Annotated in this window: 12 protein-coding genes; 1 reads left to right on the top strand and 11 read right to left on the bottom strand. The window is 31.4% G+C overall.

Translation table 11 applies throughout. From position 1 onward, the window contains the following. Positions 1-215 precede the first annotated feature (215 nt). On the top strand, positions 216-2,483 hold the full coding sequence (locus VLC96_RS07375; protein WP_325261770.1) for a M1 family metallopeptidase: 2,268 nt from the start codon (positions 216-218) through the stop codon (positions 2,481-2,483). A 76-nt stretch (positions 2,484-2,559) separates the two neighbouring features. Here the strand turns inward: VLC96_RS07375 and VLC96_RS07380 are convergent, their stop codons facing one another. The 11 genes from VLC96_RS07380 to VLC96_RS07430 form a co-directional block, all read right to left on the bottom strand. Further along, a complete protein-coding gene (locus VLC96_RS07380) occupies positions 2,560-3,267 on the bottom strand; it encodes a response regulator transcription factor (RefSeq protein WP_325261772.1) in 708 nt (235 codons plus the stop codon). Positions 3,268-3,270: 3 nt separating this feature from the next. Beyond that, complete coding sequence (locus VLC96_RS07385) at positions 3,271-4,854, bottom strand: sensor histidine kinase (protein ID WP_325261774.1); 1,584 nt, start codon at positions 4,852-4,854, stop codon at positions 3,271-3,273. A 59-nt stretch (positions 4,855-4,913) separates the two neighbouring features. Continuing rightward, the gene (gene coaE / locus VLC96_RS07390; RefSeq protein ID WP_325261776.1) at positions 4,914-5,510 is read right to left on the bottom strand and encodes a dephospho-CoA kinase; all 597 of its coding nucleotides are present in this window, start codon (positions 5,508-5,510) and stop codon (positions 4,914-4,916) included. Between the two features lies 1 nt (position 5,511). Then, on the bottom strand, positions 5,512-6,510 hold the full coding sequence (locus tag VLC96_RS07395) for a glycosyltransferase family 2 protein (RefSeq protein WP_325261778.1): 999 nt from the start codon (positions 6,508-6,510) through the stop codon (positions 5,512-5,514). A 130-nt stretch (positions 6,511-6,640) separates the two neighbouring features. Continuing rightward, on the bottom strand, positions 6,641-7,447 hold the full coding sequence (locus VLC96_RS07400; protein ID WP_325261780.1) for an enoyl-ACP reductase FabI: 807 nt from the start codon (positions 7,445-7,447) through the stop codon (positions 6,641-6,643). A gap of 100 nt (positions 7,448-7,547) precedes the next feature. Then, positions 7,548-8,738: an enoyl-ACP reductase FabV gene (fabV, locus tag VLC96_RS07405; protein WP_325261782.1), complete on the bottom strand. Its 1,191-nt coding sequence runs from the start codon at positions 8,736-8,738 to the stop codon at positions 7,548-7,550. A gap of 83 nt (positions 8,739-8,821) precedes the next feature. Continuing rightward, entirely contained in the window at positions 8,822-10,474 is a 1,653-nt protein-coding gene (recN, locus tag VLC96_RS07410) for a DNA repair protein RecN (protein ID WP_325261784.1), read from the bottom strand. A gap of 52 nt (positions 10,475-10,526) precedes the next feature. Next, positions 10,527-11,408: a type IX secretion system protein PorD gene (gene porD / locus VLC96_RS07415; RefSeq protein WP_325261785.1), complete on the bottom strand. Its 882-nt coding sequence runs from the start codon at positions 11,406-11,408 to the stop codon at positions 10,527-10,529. Next, complete coding sequence (gene coaBC / locus VLC96_RS07420; protein ID WP_325261786.1) at positions 11,401-12,612, bottom strand: bifunctional phosphopantothenoylcysteine decarboxylase/phosphopantothenate--cysteine ligase CoaBC; 1,212 nt, start codon at positions 12,610-12,612, stop codon at positions 11,401-11,403. The genes porD and coaBC overlap by 8 nt, the downstream gene beginning before the upstream one ends. Before the next feature lie 10 nt (positions 12,613-12,622). Beyond that, a complete protein-coding gene (locus VLC96_RS07425; RefSeq protein WP_035634966.1) occupies positions 12,623-12,940 on the bottom strand; it encodes a DNA-directed RNA polymerase subunit omega in 318 nt (105 codons plus the stop codon). 8 nt (positions 12,941-12,948) lie between these two features. Beyond that, entirely contained in the window at positions 12,949-13,743 is a 795-nt protein-coding gene (locus VLC96_RS07430; RefSeq protein WP_325261789.1) for an outer membrane protein assembly factor BamD, read from the bottom strand. Positions 13,744-13,848 lie beyond the last annotated feature (105 nt).

Below are 13,848 nucleotides of genomic sequence, written 5' to 3' on the forward strand. Positions count from 1 at the left end.
TTAATAAATGCTATCGTAAAGATATTTTATAATTCTAATTTAATGAAGAAAAACTAAAATTATTTAAAAACATAGATTGATCAAATTCATTAATTTTAACTTGAAATATAGATTTTTTTCCATTAATTTGTTTTGGAAAGATAAAAAACTTGAAATAAGCACAAGAAATATTCAAAATTGTCAATCCCCGATTTACAAATTAAATTTTATCTAATATGAAAAACTATCGTTTTGGAGCTGTCCTTCAAATGGCTTTGTTAATTGCATTTAGTTCATCATGGAGTCAAGAAACTCCAACTACTTCGACAACCAAACCCGTTTCAAATTATGATTATCACGATGCTTTTGGACCTTTTTTTTACACAAAAGATGCAACATCAACTCGTTCAGCAAACGGTGCGCCAGGTTTTGGGTATTGGCAAAACAGAGCCGATTATAAACTGACAGCAAAACTTAACGAAAAAAACAATGAAATAATTGGTTCTGGTATTGTAACTTATACCAACAATAGCCCAGATAAGATGTCTTTTGTCTGGATGAATTTAGACCAAAATTTATTCAAAGCTGATTCTAGAGGAAATGCAATTATTCCTCTTGATGGAAGTCGCAATGGAGCCCGAGGGGAAATTTTTGACGGAGGACATAAAATTAAATCTGTTAAAATTGTTTCCACAAACAAAGGAAAATCTGTAGAGAAAGAGGCAAAATTTATCATCACAGATACCAGAATGCAAGTTTTTCTTCCAGATGATTTGAAACCAAAAGGCGGAGTTGTAAACATCAAAATTGATTTTTCTTTTATTTCACCAAAAGAAGGTTCGGATAGAATGGGTGTTTTGGAAACTAAAAATGGTAAAATTTTCACCATTGCCCAATGGTATCCACGCATGTGTGTTTATGATGATTTACGAGGCTGGAATACCAATCCGTATTTGGGAGCTTCTGAGTTTTATTTAGAATATGGCGATTTTGATGTGAATATTACCGTTCCATCAAATCATCTTGTCGTTTGTTCAGGAGAATTATTAAATCCTACTTCTGTATATACTCCAGCTGAGCAAAAAAGAATTGCGCAAGCAAAACAAAGCGAAAAAACAGTAATGATTCGTACAGCCGAAGAAGTTGCAGCAAACGCTTCAAAAGCGGGAACTATTTCTGAAAAAACATGGCACTTTAAAATCAAGAACGCGAGAGATCTTTCATGGGCATCTTCACCTGCTTTTATATTAGATGGAGCCAGAATTAATTTGCCAAGTGGCGCTAAATCATTGGCACTATCTGCTTATCCAGTAGAAAGTGCTGGTAATGATGCTTGGGGACGTTCTACAGAATACACTAAAACTTCAATTGAAAATTACTCTAAAAGATGGTTTGAATATCCTTATCCTGTTGCAACAAATGTAGCTGGAAACGAAGGCGGAATGGAATATCCAGGAATTGTTTTTTGTGGATGGCAATCCAAAGGTGAAGATTTATGGGGTGTTACGGATCATGAATTTGGCCACGGTTGGTTTCCAATGATTGTGGGTTCAAATGAACGTTTGTTTGGCTGGATGGATGAAGGTTTTAATACTTTTATCAATTCAATAAGTTCTGCGGACTTTAATAATGGTGAATACAAAAATAAAGTAAACGATATGCACCAAAATGCTAGTTACTTTACAGATCCAAAAACTGAACCCGTTATGAGTTCACCAGATAATATGAAAGAACGAAATATTGGTTTATTATGCTATTTTAAACCTAGTTCTGGATTGATTATGTTAAGGGAACAAATATTAGGACCAGAACGTTTTGATTTGGCTTTTAGAACTTATACAGAGCGTTGGGCTTTTAAACATCCAGCTCCTGATGATTTTTTCAGAACAATGGAAAATGTAGCTGGTGAAGATTTGAGTTGGTTTTGGAGAGGTTGGTTTGTAAATAACTGGCGCTTGGATCAAGGAATAAATTCAGTTAAATATGTAAAAAATGATCCAAAAAAAGGAGCCGTAATTTCTATCGAAAATTTTGAAAAAATGGCTATGCCTGTAATTTTAGATATAAAAACTAAAAGCGGCAAAGTGACTCGTGTTAACTTACCTGTTGAAATTTGGCAACGTAATACCAATTGGTCTTTTAAAGTAGATACTACCGAAGAAATAGCAAGCGTTGTTATTGATCCGGGTCATGTATTTCCTGACATCAACGAAAGTAATAACACTTGGAAATCTGATAATGGAGTAATTGAAAAAGATGTTGTTCTGGACGGTTATTTGGGCAAATTCTCAACTAAACAAGCTCCTTTGAAAATTGAAATTACCGAAAAAAATAGTGTGCTTTTTGCTGAAATCAGTAATTATCCAAAATTTTCATTAGCACAAATTGATAAAGACAAATTTGAATCTAAGGAGGCTGGAGTTACATTACAATTCAATGAAGCAAAAAATGCTTTTGAAATGACTATTAGTTCCAACCAAAAATTATCGTTCACAAGAGATTAAAATAGGCATATAAATAAAAAAAGACTTGTAGATTCGTTCTACAAGTCTTTTTTATATTCAGGATAAATCTATTTGATTATTTTGCTTTTACAACTAATCTAAATCCTTCTCCATGGATGTTTAAAATCTCAACATCTTCATCTTGTTTTAAATACTTTCTTAATTTAGCGATATAAACATCCATACTTCTTGACGTAAAATAGTTGTCATCTCTCCAAATTTTAGTCAAAGCTAATTCTCTTGGCATTAAATCATTTTCATGTAAAATTAGCATCTTTAATAATTCATTCTCTTTTGGAGACAATTTGATAGGCTCTTCGTCTTTGAAAGTTAAGAAACGAAGTTTAGAATTTAAATGAAATTTTCCAACATTAAATTCAAATTGAACAACCTCAGTTTTTACATCAGATGCTTTTCTTTGAATGATTGCCTTAATTTTCATCAATAAAACTTCTGAATCAAACGGTTTATTTAAGTAATCATCGGCCCCAGCTTTATATCCTTTCAAAACATCTTCTTTCATTGATTTTGCAGTAAGGAAAATAATTGGCACATCATTATTTTTTTCTCTAATTTCTTTTGCCAATGTATAACCGTCCTTATAAGGCATCATTACATCAAGAATACATAAATCATATGTATCTTTTTTGAATTTTTCGAATCCTTCCATACCATTTTTAGCCAAAACAACATCAAAATCATTTAGCATTAAATAGTCTTTTAGAACTGCACCAAAGTTTAGGTCGTCTTCTACTAATAGTATTTTTTTATTTGTGCTTTCCATACTCTAATTTATTAAAGGTAATTTTATAATGAAGGTACTTCCCTTTCCCTTTTCACTCTCTACAAAAATCTGACCATTATGATCATCTACAATTCTTTTTACATAAGCCAGACCTAATCCATGGCCTTTTACATTATGTATATCTCCAGTGTGCTCACGGTAAAATTTCTCAAAAATTCTTTTCTGAGCTACCTTACTCATACCCACACCATTATCTTTTATTTTAATAAGAACTACGTCCTTAATATTTTCTGTATAAATTTCAATTTTAGGAATATCCGGAGTATATTTTATCGCATTTTCCAAAATATTGACTATTACATTTGTAAAGTGTACATCATTCAATAACACTACATTTCTCTCTGCTTCAAAATGTGTGGTGATGTTACCTCCTCTATCTTCCAAAATCAGACTTACGTGTTCAATAGCATCATTAATAACTTCTTCAATATTACTTGACTCTTTAATGATATTTAATTCTTTCTTTTCTAATTTAGAAATCCTTAATACGTTCTCGACCTGAGCGTGCATTCGTTTATTTTCGTCCCTAATCATATTAAGGTACTTCATCACTTTTTCTTTATCCTCAATAATCTTCGGATTTCGAATAGCATCCAGTGCTAAATTTATTGTCGCAATTGGTGTTTTAAATTCATGAGTCATATTATTAATGAAATCGTTTTTGATCTCAGAAATTTGTCTTTGACGTATCAACTGATTTAAAGCGCTTGTATATGCTATTACAATAATCAATGTAAATATGATTGATAACACTGTAATACTTACTAATTGTGATAATAAGAACTTTCTTTTATGAGGAAAAGTGACTAATAATTTATACTTTTCATTTCCTTCATTATCTGTAAAAACCGGAATAGAGGATGTCTCGTCTTTGTCATATACAAAATTCTCCGATTTAACCTTGGTTTCTATTCCATTACTGTAAATTCCAAATTCAAACTTGGTTTTAACACCATATTCTTCTAATTCTTTTTTAATTAATTTTCTAAGCATTTCTGTAGAAACCCTCTCTTCGATAGGCGTCGCTGACAGAACATCCTTATTTGAAATATCAAAAATTAATTTATCCAAAATACCTAAATTCCCTACCTTCTCACTCTTAAAATCTGGCACTAAATTTTGGTTAACAGAAGAATTATCAATCGAATTATTATTGTAAATCTCAGTTATTCTTCTTGAATTAAAACTTTTAAATTTGTTGCTTTCAAATTTTTTATCAAAAGTTGGCAAAGGAATATTGTAAATCTTCGATTTTACACTATTAGAATAAACAATCGTTTTATTTGTTTTTGGATTTTTTTGAACATAATAAAACTGCATTAAATCTTCCTCTTTTGGAGCTGTTCTAGTGCTATCTATTTCTTTATTAATTTTATTATAAAAATTATAAACCTCTTGTTGTTCTAATTTCTGCGCAACATTCCCTATAACTTGCTTAACATGAAGCTTAAACTGCTCATCATTATTCTTAAATGATGAATTAAACCAATAGACTTGTACTAGAATTATCCCAATCAGAGATAAACTCATTAACATTACAAGTAATCTAAAAAATAACTTATTCATTCAAGCAAAATTAATATTTTAACATAATAGTAAAAAAAGCATTAACCAAAGATTAACATTTAAGAGATGATTTGTTTAATTCTTAAAAAATTAAGAATTTTAACAATTCCTATATTTATTGCCTCCCTACTTATATTTTCAATAACAAAATCACTTTTTGCTGATTTTTCTGCATCATTCCATTGGTTTTTCATTCTATCCAAAACCTTTTCCCGCGTGGTTTTATCTCTTGTTATGACTCTCTCAATCCTCAATTCAATCGGAGCAGTTACGTTTATAATGAAATCGCAGTCTTTGTAGCTTCCGCTTTCAAACAAAATTGCACTTTCATAAATAACAAATGGTTCATTTTCGTGTTCTGAAAGCCATTGTTTAAAATGGCGTTTAACTTCTGGATGCACAATATTATTTAGCCTAGCTAATTTTTCAGGATCATTAAAAACAATTTCAGACAATTTTTCTTTTACCAATACATCATTATCAAAAACCGTATCGCCAAATTCATTTCGAATTTCTTTTAATACATAATCTGATTGCATTAGTTTTTTTGCTTCAAGATCTGTTATGTAAACTGGTATTCCACGTGAGGCAAATTCATTGGCAACGGTTGTTTTGCCACTTCCAATTCCTCCTGTTAAACCAATTATTTTTACCATACTATACTTTAAAAAACAATTCGGGGAATGCTTTTTTTGGATCTTGTTTTAATATGATTACTTTAAAATATGATTTTAAAAATCCCATTCCGTAACCATAAAACTGTTTCCAAACTGCAATTATTGACAAATAACCAATTTTAATACTCTTATTCTGTATAGAAGATATCAAAAACAATGCCAAAAAATAACAAAAATAAAATTTAAGAAGAATATCTTGATTAAAAATCAATAATAATAAAGATACAAAAAAACCTGTTATAAAAAAGGTTGGAAAGAAAAAAGTTAATTTATTATACTCTGGGTACCAGCTATTTAATATTGGTCTAGCTTTACCAAACTTACTTACTTGAATAGTAAATTTATCCCAATCGATCCTTCTTTTGTGGTAAACAAATGCATTACTAATAAGTCTTGTTTCGTAACCCATATTCCATAAACGTATAGATAAATCAGGGTCTTCACCAGGATGAATATTACCAAAACCACCTGACGCTTTGAATGCTTTATTCGAAAGACCCATATTGAAACTTCGCGGCTGAAACTTTCCAATTTTTTCAGAACCCCCTCTTATTCCACCTGTAGTCAAAAAGGAAGTCATTGTAAAATTTATAGCTTTCTGAATATCCGAAAAACTATCCAATGCCTTATCAGGTCCACCAAAACAATCTACATAATCTTCCTGCAAAGCTTTTTCGACTTCATTTAAATAATTTTCTGGAATAATACAATCGGAGTCAAAAATTATAAAATAATCACCTCTAGCCTTCTCCATCCCATAATTTCTGGAAGCGCCCGGACCTGAATTTTCTTTGTAGTAGTACGAAATATCTAATCGGTCACCATATTTTGCAGCAATATCCTGACATCGAATTGTAGAACCATCCTCAATCAATACGATTTCAAAAATCTCTTCATAAGTTAACTTTGCTAAACTTTCTAATAATTCATCAACTTCATCAGGACGATTATAAACAGGAATGATCAATGAAAACAACATAATAGTATTTGAGTATTATTTTTTTATTTGTAAAATTTATTTTTTTTTTGCAAATGTACTCTTTATCAACAAAAAAACCATCAAATATAAGTTTTGATGGTCTTTAATGAAGTTTTGCTGTATTTTTATTTTACTCAAACATCTCCATTACTTCTTGACTAACTCCCATATTAGAAAATCCGCCATCATGTAATAAATTCTGCAAAGTAACTTTTCGAGTTAAATCAGAAAACATAACTACAATATAGTCTGCGCATTCTGCTGCTGTTGCATTTCCAAGAGGGGACATTTTATCAGCGAAAGCAATAAAACCACCAAAACCTTTAACTCCTTGTCCGGCCCGTGTAGCTGTAGGCGATTGAGAAATTGTATTGACTCTTACTTTTTTATCTCTGCCAAAGAAATAACCAAAACTGCGCGCAACAGATTCTAAAAAAGCTTTATTATCTGCCATATCATTATAATCAGGAAAAACACGCTGTGCAGCCATATAAGAAAGCGCAATTATACTCCCCCACTCATTCATTGCATCCTTTTTGTATAAAACCTGCATCAATTTATGAAAAGAAACCGCCGAAACATTCCAACCTCTCTCAGTATAATCGTAATTTTGATTGGTATAATGATTTCCTTTTCGAACATTGACAGACATACCAATAGAATGCAAAACAAAATCTATTTTGCCGCCAAGAATTTCTACAGCTTTGTCAACTAAAATTTCCAAATCAGTAACCGAAGTAGCATCAGCGGGAATGATTTGACAACCTATTTTCTCTGCTAATGCCTCAATTGTTCCTAAGCGCATTGCAGCAGGAGCATTAGTCAGTACAAAAATCCCTCCCTCTTCATGAATTCGTTCAGCAGTTTTCCAAGCAATGGAATTTTCATCCAAAGCACCAAATATAATTCCTCTTTTTCCTTTCAATAAATTGTACATATGTCTTTTTAAAAATAAAGTTATAAAAAAAACACCTTATTTCCTGACTAAACATCAAGCAATAAGGTGCTTTTTATAAATATGAATATTTTATCCTAAATTATGAAATGCTTGGGATTTTCACTATTTCATTAGTATCCGCTTTGTAATCTACACCATCAAATCCAAAACCAAACAAATTATAGAAATCACTTCTGTAACCTTCTAAGTCGCCAATTTCAGCTAAGTTTTCAGTTGTAGCTTCTTCCCAAAGTTTGGCAACTTGAGCTTGTACGTCTTCACGCATTTCCCAATCATCAATACGTATTCTGCCTTTTTCATCTGTGATTATAGGTTCGCCAGTATATAATCTTTCGCTATATAACCTTTGAATTTGCTCGATACATCCTTCGTGGATTCCTTTTTCTTTCATTATTTTATACAACAAAGAAATATATAATGGAATTACTGGAATAGCAGAACTAGCCTGAGTGACCAATGCTTTATTTACAGAAACATAAGCTTTCCCATTAATATCAGCTAAACTATCAGCAATAGTAAAGGCAGTAGCTTCCAAATGATCTTTGGCACGGCCAATTGTTCCTTTTCTATAAACAGCCTCTGTTAATGATGGTCCAATATAAGAATAAGCAACTGTTGTAGCTCCTGTAGCCAATAGATTTTCAGCTTTTAAAGCATCAATCCACATTGCCCAGTCTTCACCTCCCATTACCGCAACTGTATTCTCGATATCTTCATCTGAACAAGGCTCAATAGAAACTTCTGAAACTTTTCCGGTATGAAAATCAACTGTTTTATTTGTAAAAGTTTGTCCGATTGGTTTTAAAACAGAACGGTGTAACACTCCTGTATTTGGATTTAATCTTACTGGTGAAGCAAGACTATATATAACTAAATCAACTTGACCTAAATCAGCTTTAATCAAGTCTAATGTTTGTCTTTTTATTTCATTTGAAAAAGCATCCCCATTAATACTTTTTGCATACAAACCAGCTTTATGAGCTTCATTTTCAAAAGCAGCTGAATTATACCACCCTGGAGAAGCAGTTTTTCCTTCGGCAGGCTCTTTTTCAAAGAACACACCAATTGTAGCAGCGTTAGAACCAAAAGCACTTGTAATTCTTGATGCCAAACCAAATCCAGTTGAAGCTCCAATAACTAATACTTTTTTAGCTCCTTCGATAGTTCCTTTTGATTTTACATATTCAATTTGATTTTTTACACTTTGTTCGCTTCCTTTTGGTTGGGCAGTCAAACAAATAAATCCTCTCATTCTTGGTTCTATAATCATAATGGTTTATGCTTTTATATATTTTATAATTTTTAATTAATGTGTGTTTTAAAATTTTGAATGGGCAAATATAGCCCAATTATTTAGTTCAACAAGGCTTTTGCATGATTTAGGGCAGAATCTGAAATGACCGTTCCAGACAACATTTGAGCGATCTCTATAATTCGTTCTTCGCCAGTTAACAATTTCAATTCTGATTGAGTATCATCGCCAACTGTCGATTTAAAAACTTTAAAGTGTTCATTGCCTTTGGCTGCAATCTGTGGTAAATGAGTGATCGCAAAAATTTGCATCTGTGTACTCATATCCTTCATAATCTCACCTATTTTATTAGCAATTTCCCCAGAAACTCCTGTGTCAATTTCATCAAAAATTAACGTTGGCAGTTTGGAATATTGTGCCAAAATCGCTTTTACAGCCAGCATAATTCTAGACATTTCTCCACCTGAAGCTACTTTTTTAAGCAAACCAAAATCAGTTCCTTTATTAGCAGAAATTAAAAACTGTAATTCGTCTTTTCCGTTTTCAAAATAAGTCGAGGTATCTTTTAATTCCATCTTAAATCGAACATTTGGCATTCCCAAAGTTTCTAAAATAGCAATCAATTTTTGTGATAACAAAGGAATCGCTTGTTGTCTATTATTATGAATTGTATCGCAAATTGTATCTAATTCTTTTGTATTCGCATCCATCAAAGCAGCCAATTTTGCTATTTCTTCATCAATATTGCCTAATTCTAATGCTGAATTTTCTAAAGTATTTTGAATCGCAATTAATTCATCAACTGTACTCACTTGATGTTTCTTTTGCAAAGTATAGATCAATTGTAGTTTTTGATTAATCAAATTTAATTGTTCAGGATCATTAATTAATTTTTCAGAACAACGATTTAATTCAATAGCAATATCTTCAAACTCAATTTTAAGACTTGTAATTCTTTCGAATAATAAAGCATAGTCAGCAGAAAAAGTGGCTATTTTTTGAATAGAACTTTTTATTTCGTTCAAGTTATGCAATACGCCTATTTGTTCTTCATTAGCGATAGCTAAAGATTTATCCAGAGATTCTTTGATAATCTCAACATTATTCAATTGCTCAAAATTTTCTTCAAGAACCTCTTGTTCACCTGATTTCAATTTAGCACTTACAAGTTCTTCCAAAAGAAAAGTATTATACTCTTGTTCTTTAGAAGCTTCAGATTTTCTCTTGATTAAAGAATTTAGTTTGCTTTTATCGGCCTTATACTTTTTGAGTAAAGTTTGATATTCGTTAATGATATTTTGATTGTTACCAATAGCATCTATGATTTTAAACTGCACAGATTCATCAGACAATTCCTGAGTTTGTTGCTGCGAATGAATATCAATTAAAAAAAGTCCTAGTTCTTGTAATTCCTGTAAATTTACCGGACTATCATTAATAAAAGCTCTTGTTTTTCCAGAAGGCAAAATTTCTCTACGAATAATGGTCTCTGGTTCATAATCCAAATCATTTTCTTCAAAAAAAGATTGCAGATTGTATTTAGAAATATCAAAATGAGCTTCAATGACACATTTTTCTTCTTTATTTTTAAGCGAAGTCAAATCGGCTCTTTTTCCTAAAGCTAAACCTAGAGCTCCTAATATAATAGATTTCCCAGCACCAGTTTCCCCAGTAATTATCGAAAAACCTTTCGAAAAATCGATTGTTAATTTTTCAATTAACGCATAGTTTTTTATAGCTAGTGAAGTTATCATTTATTAAATGTATAATATAGTTTGGGTTAAAAAGAAAAGTAATTAAGATAAACTAATATTTTAATAATTGCCATTTGCCAGAATTAGCCGAAGAAGTTCTATTTAAACTATCCACCAAATCGCTTATCTGAACACTAGGCCCTCCGCTAAATATAGATACAATTTCATCAGATTTTGAATCCATAAAAACACGCAATAAATAGGAATTAGGCTTGGTTTCGTTTAATTTGGCCAAATTCATTAAAGAACCTTTTATAATTTCTTTAGCTTTTTTCAGATCCTGTGTCATTGTATCTAAACCTGCATAATATTGATGACTTGACTGTCTTATATCAGCATAAGTAGGAGATAATAAATCGTTGATTAAATAATATCTACTCAATGTTCCGTCTGACTGGTTCCAACCTTTGTAACCACCTTGTTGGGCAAGATTTGCAATATTTTGAGCTTCTTTAAAATAACGATCTCCAAAGAATGGAACAAAAGTATCAGCATCCATACCTAATATTACATAGGAGTAAAATGCTAAAACAGAAACTAAGTTAGAATCATAACTAGTTGGTATATAACTCAAATTTTCGAATTCTGTGTAATTAAAGGTGAAATCTTTATCATTTATATTCAGAACTGGTGAAGAATAAGTGGAATTATAAATGTTTCTGGAAGATTGCACTTGAATATTCGCAACAAATTGATCCGAATTAACATTAGAGATTGTAATGTACATTGAACAGTTTATGCGTTCTTTTTGCGAAAGCATTTGTCCCGTCCAATCCGTTTTGTTTACAAATTCATTTAAAGCAGTTTCCAATGTTTTAAAAACCTGTTGATTGGAATTATTTACTTTTTGAGTATTTAGCGTTACGGTACAGTTCAACTGTTGCGCTTGTAAAAAGCCACACCCAAAAAAGAAAAACAAGACAAATCTAACCATAAAAATGAGCAATTACTTTATTCAAAATATCATTAGCGACAGCTTCTTTTGATTTTAACTCTAAAGCTTCAATACGAAATTCTCTATCAATAAATGTTACTTTATTTGTAGGTTTTCCAAAACCAGCTCCTTCATCTTGCAATGAATTTAGAACTATCAAATCTAAGTTTTTTTTCTGAATTTTCGCTTTAGCATTTTCAATTTCATTTTCAGTTTCTAAAGCAAAACCAATTAAAAATTGCTTTTCTTTTAACTCGCCTAGCGAAGCTAAAATATCTTTTGTTTTCTCTAATTCAATAGTAAATTCATTAGCTGCTTTTTTAATTTTTTGATCTGCCACTTTTTTAGGACGATAATCAGCAACCGCTGCAGCCGCTATGGCAACATCTACATCCTGAAAATATTGATGGCAAGCTTCATACATCTCCTGAGCAGTAACAACAGGAACAACCTGAACCAAAGGATTATTAATCTTACAATTTGTTGGGCCAGAAATCAAAATTACATTTGCTCCTAAATTGACCGCACTTTGTGCAATATCAAACCCCATTTTTCCAGAAGAATGATTCCCAATAAAACGAACAGGATCAATTGCTTCATATGTAGGACCAGCGGTGATTAGTATTTTTTTTCCCTTTAAAGGTAATTTGCCCTCAAGATCTGCTTCCAAAAAAGCAACAATATTTTCTGGTTCTGCCATACGTCCTTCGCCAGATAAACCACTAGCTAATTCGCCATTTTCAGCGGGAATCATTATATTCCCAAATGCTTTTAATGTGGCAAAACTTTCAATTGTAGAAGGGTGAATGTACATATCCAAATCCATAGCCGGAGCAAAATACACTGGACATTTGGCAGATAAATAACAAGCAATTAAAAGATTATCACATAATCCGTTTGCCATTTTAGACAAAGTATTAGCCGTTGCTGGAGCAATGACAATCAAATCTGCCCAAAGACCAAGTTCTACATGACTATTCCATTCCTCATTTTTCTCATCTTTATTATAAAACTCTGAAAAAACAGGATTCTTAGATAGCGTAGATAAAGTAAGTGGAGTTATAAAATCCTTAGAAGCAGGTGTCATTATCACTTGGACATGTGCACCTGCTTTTATAAAGAGTCTTACTAATGAGGCCGTTTTATATGCAGCAATTCCGCCAGAAATCCCCAGCAAAATCTTTTTTCCGCTTAAAACTGACATTTATTATATATTATTTATTTGCTTCTCTATGGTAAATTTTACCATCAAGCCATTCTTGAACAGCTAGAGCATGTGGTTTTGGAAGTTTTTCGTAGAATTTAGAAACTTCGATTTGTTCTTTATTTTCAAAAACTTCTTCTAAACTATCATTGTAAGTAGCAAATTCTTCTAATTTCTCAGTCAATTCTTTTTTGATTTCAGAATTGATTTGATTTGCTCTTTTAGCCATAATTGTTATCGCCTCATACACATTTCCAGTAGGTTCTTCAATAACTGTTTTATTATAAGTTATTGTATTTACTGGAGCATTTGTCTTTTTTAAATCCATGACTTTTTTTATTTATTAAATTTTTGTAATTCAATATCGATATTCGCTAACATTTGATCAGCTTTACTTCTATACTCTGTATCTGGCTTGAATTTAATCAAATTATTATAACAGGTTTTTGCTGCAATTAATCTTTCTTGCATCTTGACATAAATACTGTTAATCGCCAATAGATAGGCAGAATCTAACTTATAATACAATGCTTTTTCTTTAAATGGAGTCCCTGGATAATCAGTAATAAAGTTATCTAAGGCTATTATTGCCGATTTATAATTTGAAATCTTATTGTATTCTATTGCGTTTTCAAAAACTTTACGCTCAATCTTATCATTAAGCATTTTTGATATTTCGTTAGCCTGAGTTATGTATTGTGAATTTGGGTAACGATCAATAAATTCTTGTACTTTTTCAATAGCTTTATAAGTATCCGTTTGATCAAGACTGTAAACAGGAGAAGTTTTTGCATAACTTTGAGCTCCTAAAAAAGCACATTCTTCCGCCTTTTCACTTTTAGGATAACCGGAATTAAAACTATCGAATTGATATCCAGCTAAATAATACTGTTTAGTTTTATAAAGTGACTGTGCATACATATAAAACAATTTTTCTCCTTGTGGTTTTCCTCTATACGAAGGAGTCAATTGTTCAAAAAGTCGAATTGCTTTAGAATACTTACCTGCATCATATAACTTTGTCCCGACATCATATTTTAATGCCACATCTTCTTTCTTTAAAGCGTCTTGATATTCTCCACAAGAGCCAAAAAAGAAAACAACAAGAAGTACAGATACTATTTTTTTCATTTATTTAACTGATTTAATTTTAATACCTATTGGCCATAAACAAAAAAGCCACCAAAGGCAGGTGGCAAATTTAGTCATTAATTTAACTTTTACAAAATATTTCTT

It is taken from the genome of Flavobacterium sp. (assembly GCF_035456085.1).
Lineage (GTDB): Bacteria > Bacteroidota > Bacteroidia > Flavobacteriales > Flavobacteriaceae > Flavobacterium.

Coding starts and splice junctions, on each gene's coding strand:
- VLC96_RS07375 (WP_325261770.1), top strand. CDS start 216: ATGAAAAACTATCGTTTTGGAGCTGTCCTTCAAATGGCTTTGTTAATT.
- fabV (WP_325261782.1), bottom strand. CDS start 8,738: ATGATTATAGAACCAAGAATGAGAGGATTTATTTGTTTGACTGCCCAA.
- porD (WP_325261785.1), bottom strand. CDS start 11,408: ATGGTTAGATTTGTCTTGTTTTTCTTTTTTGGGTGTGGCTTTTTACAA.
- VLC96_RS07395 (WP_325261778.1), bottom strand. CDS start 6,510: ATGTTGTTTTCATTGATCATTCCTGTTTATAATCGTCCTGATGAAGTT.
- VLC96_RS07385 (WP_325261774.1), bottom strand. CDS start 4,854: ATGAATAAGTTATTTTTTAGATTACTTGTAATGTTAATGAGTTTATCT.
- coaE (WP_325261776.1), bottom strand. CDS start 5,510: ATGGTAAAAATAATTGGTTTAACAGGAGGAATTGGAAGTGGCAAAACA.
- VLC96_RS07380 (WP_325261772.1), bottom strand. CDS start 3,267: ATGGAAAGCACAAATAAAAAAATACTATTAGTAGAAGACGACCTAAAC.
- VLC96_RS07430 (WP_325261789.1), bottom strand. CDS start 13,743: ATGAAAAAAATAGTATCTGTACTTCTTGTTGTTTTCTTTTTTGGCTCT.
- VLC96_RS07400 (WP_325261780.1), bottom strand. CDS start 7,447: ATGTACAATTTATTGAAAGGAAAAAGAGGAATTATATTTGGTGCTTTG.
- coaBC (WP_325261786.1), bottom strand. CDS start 12,612: ATGTCAGTTTTAAGCGGAAAAAAGATTTTGCTGGGGATTTCTGGCGGA.
- recN (WP_325261784.1), bottom strand. CDS start 10,474: ATGATAACTTCACTAGCTATAAAAAACTATGCGTTAATTGAAAAATTA.
- VLC96_RS07425 (WP_035634966.1), bottom strand. CDS start 12,940: ATGGATTTAAAAAAGACAAATGCTCCAGTAAATACAATAACTTATAAT.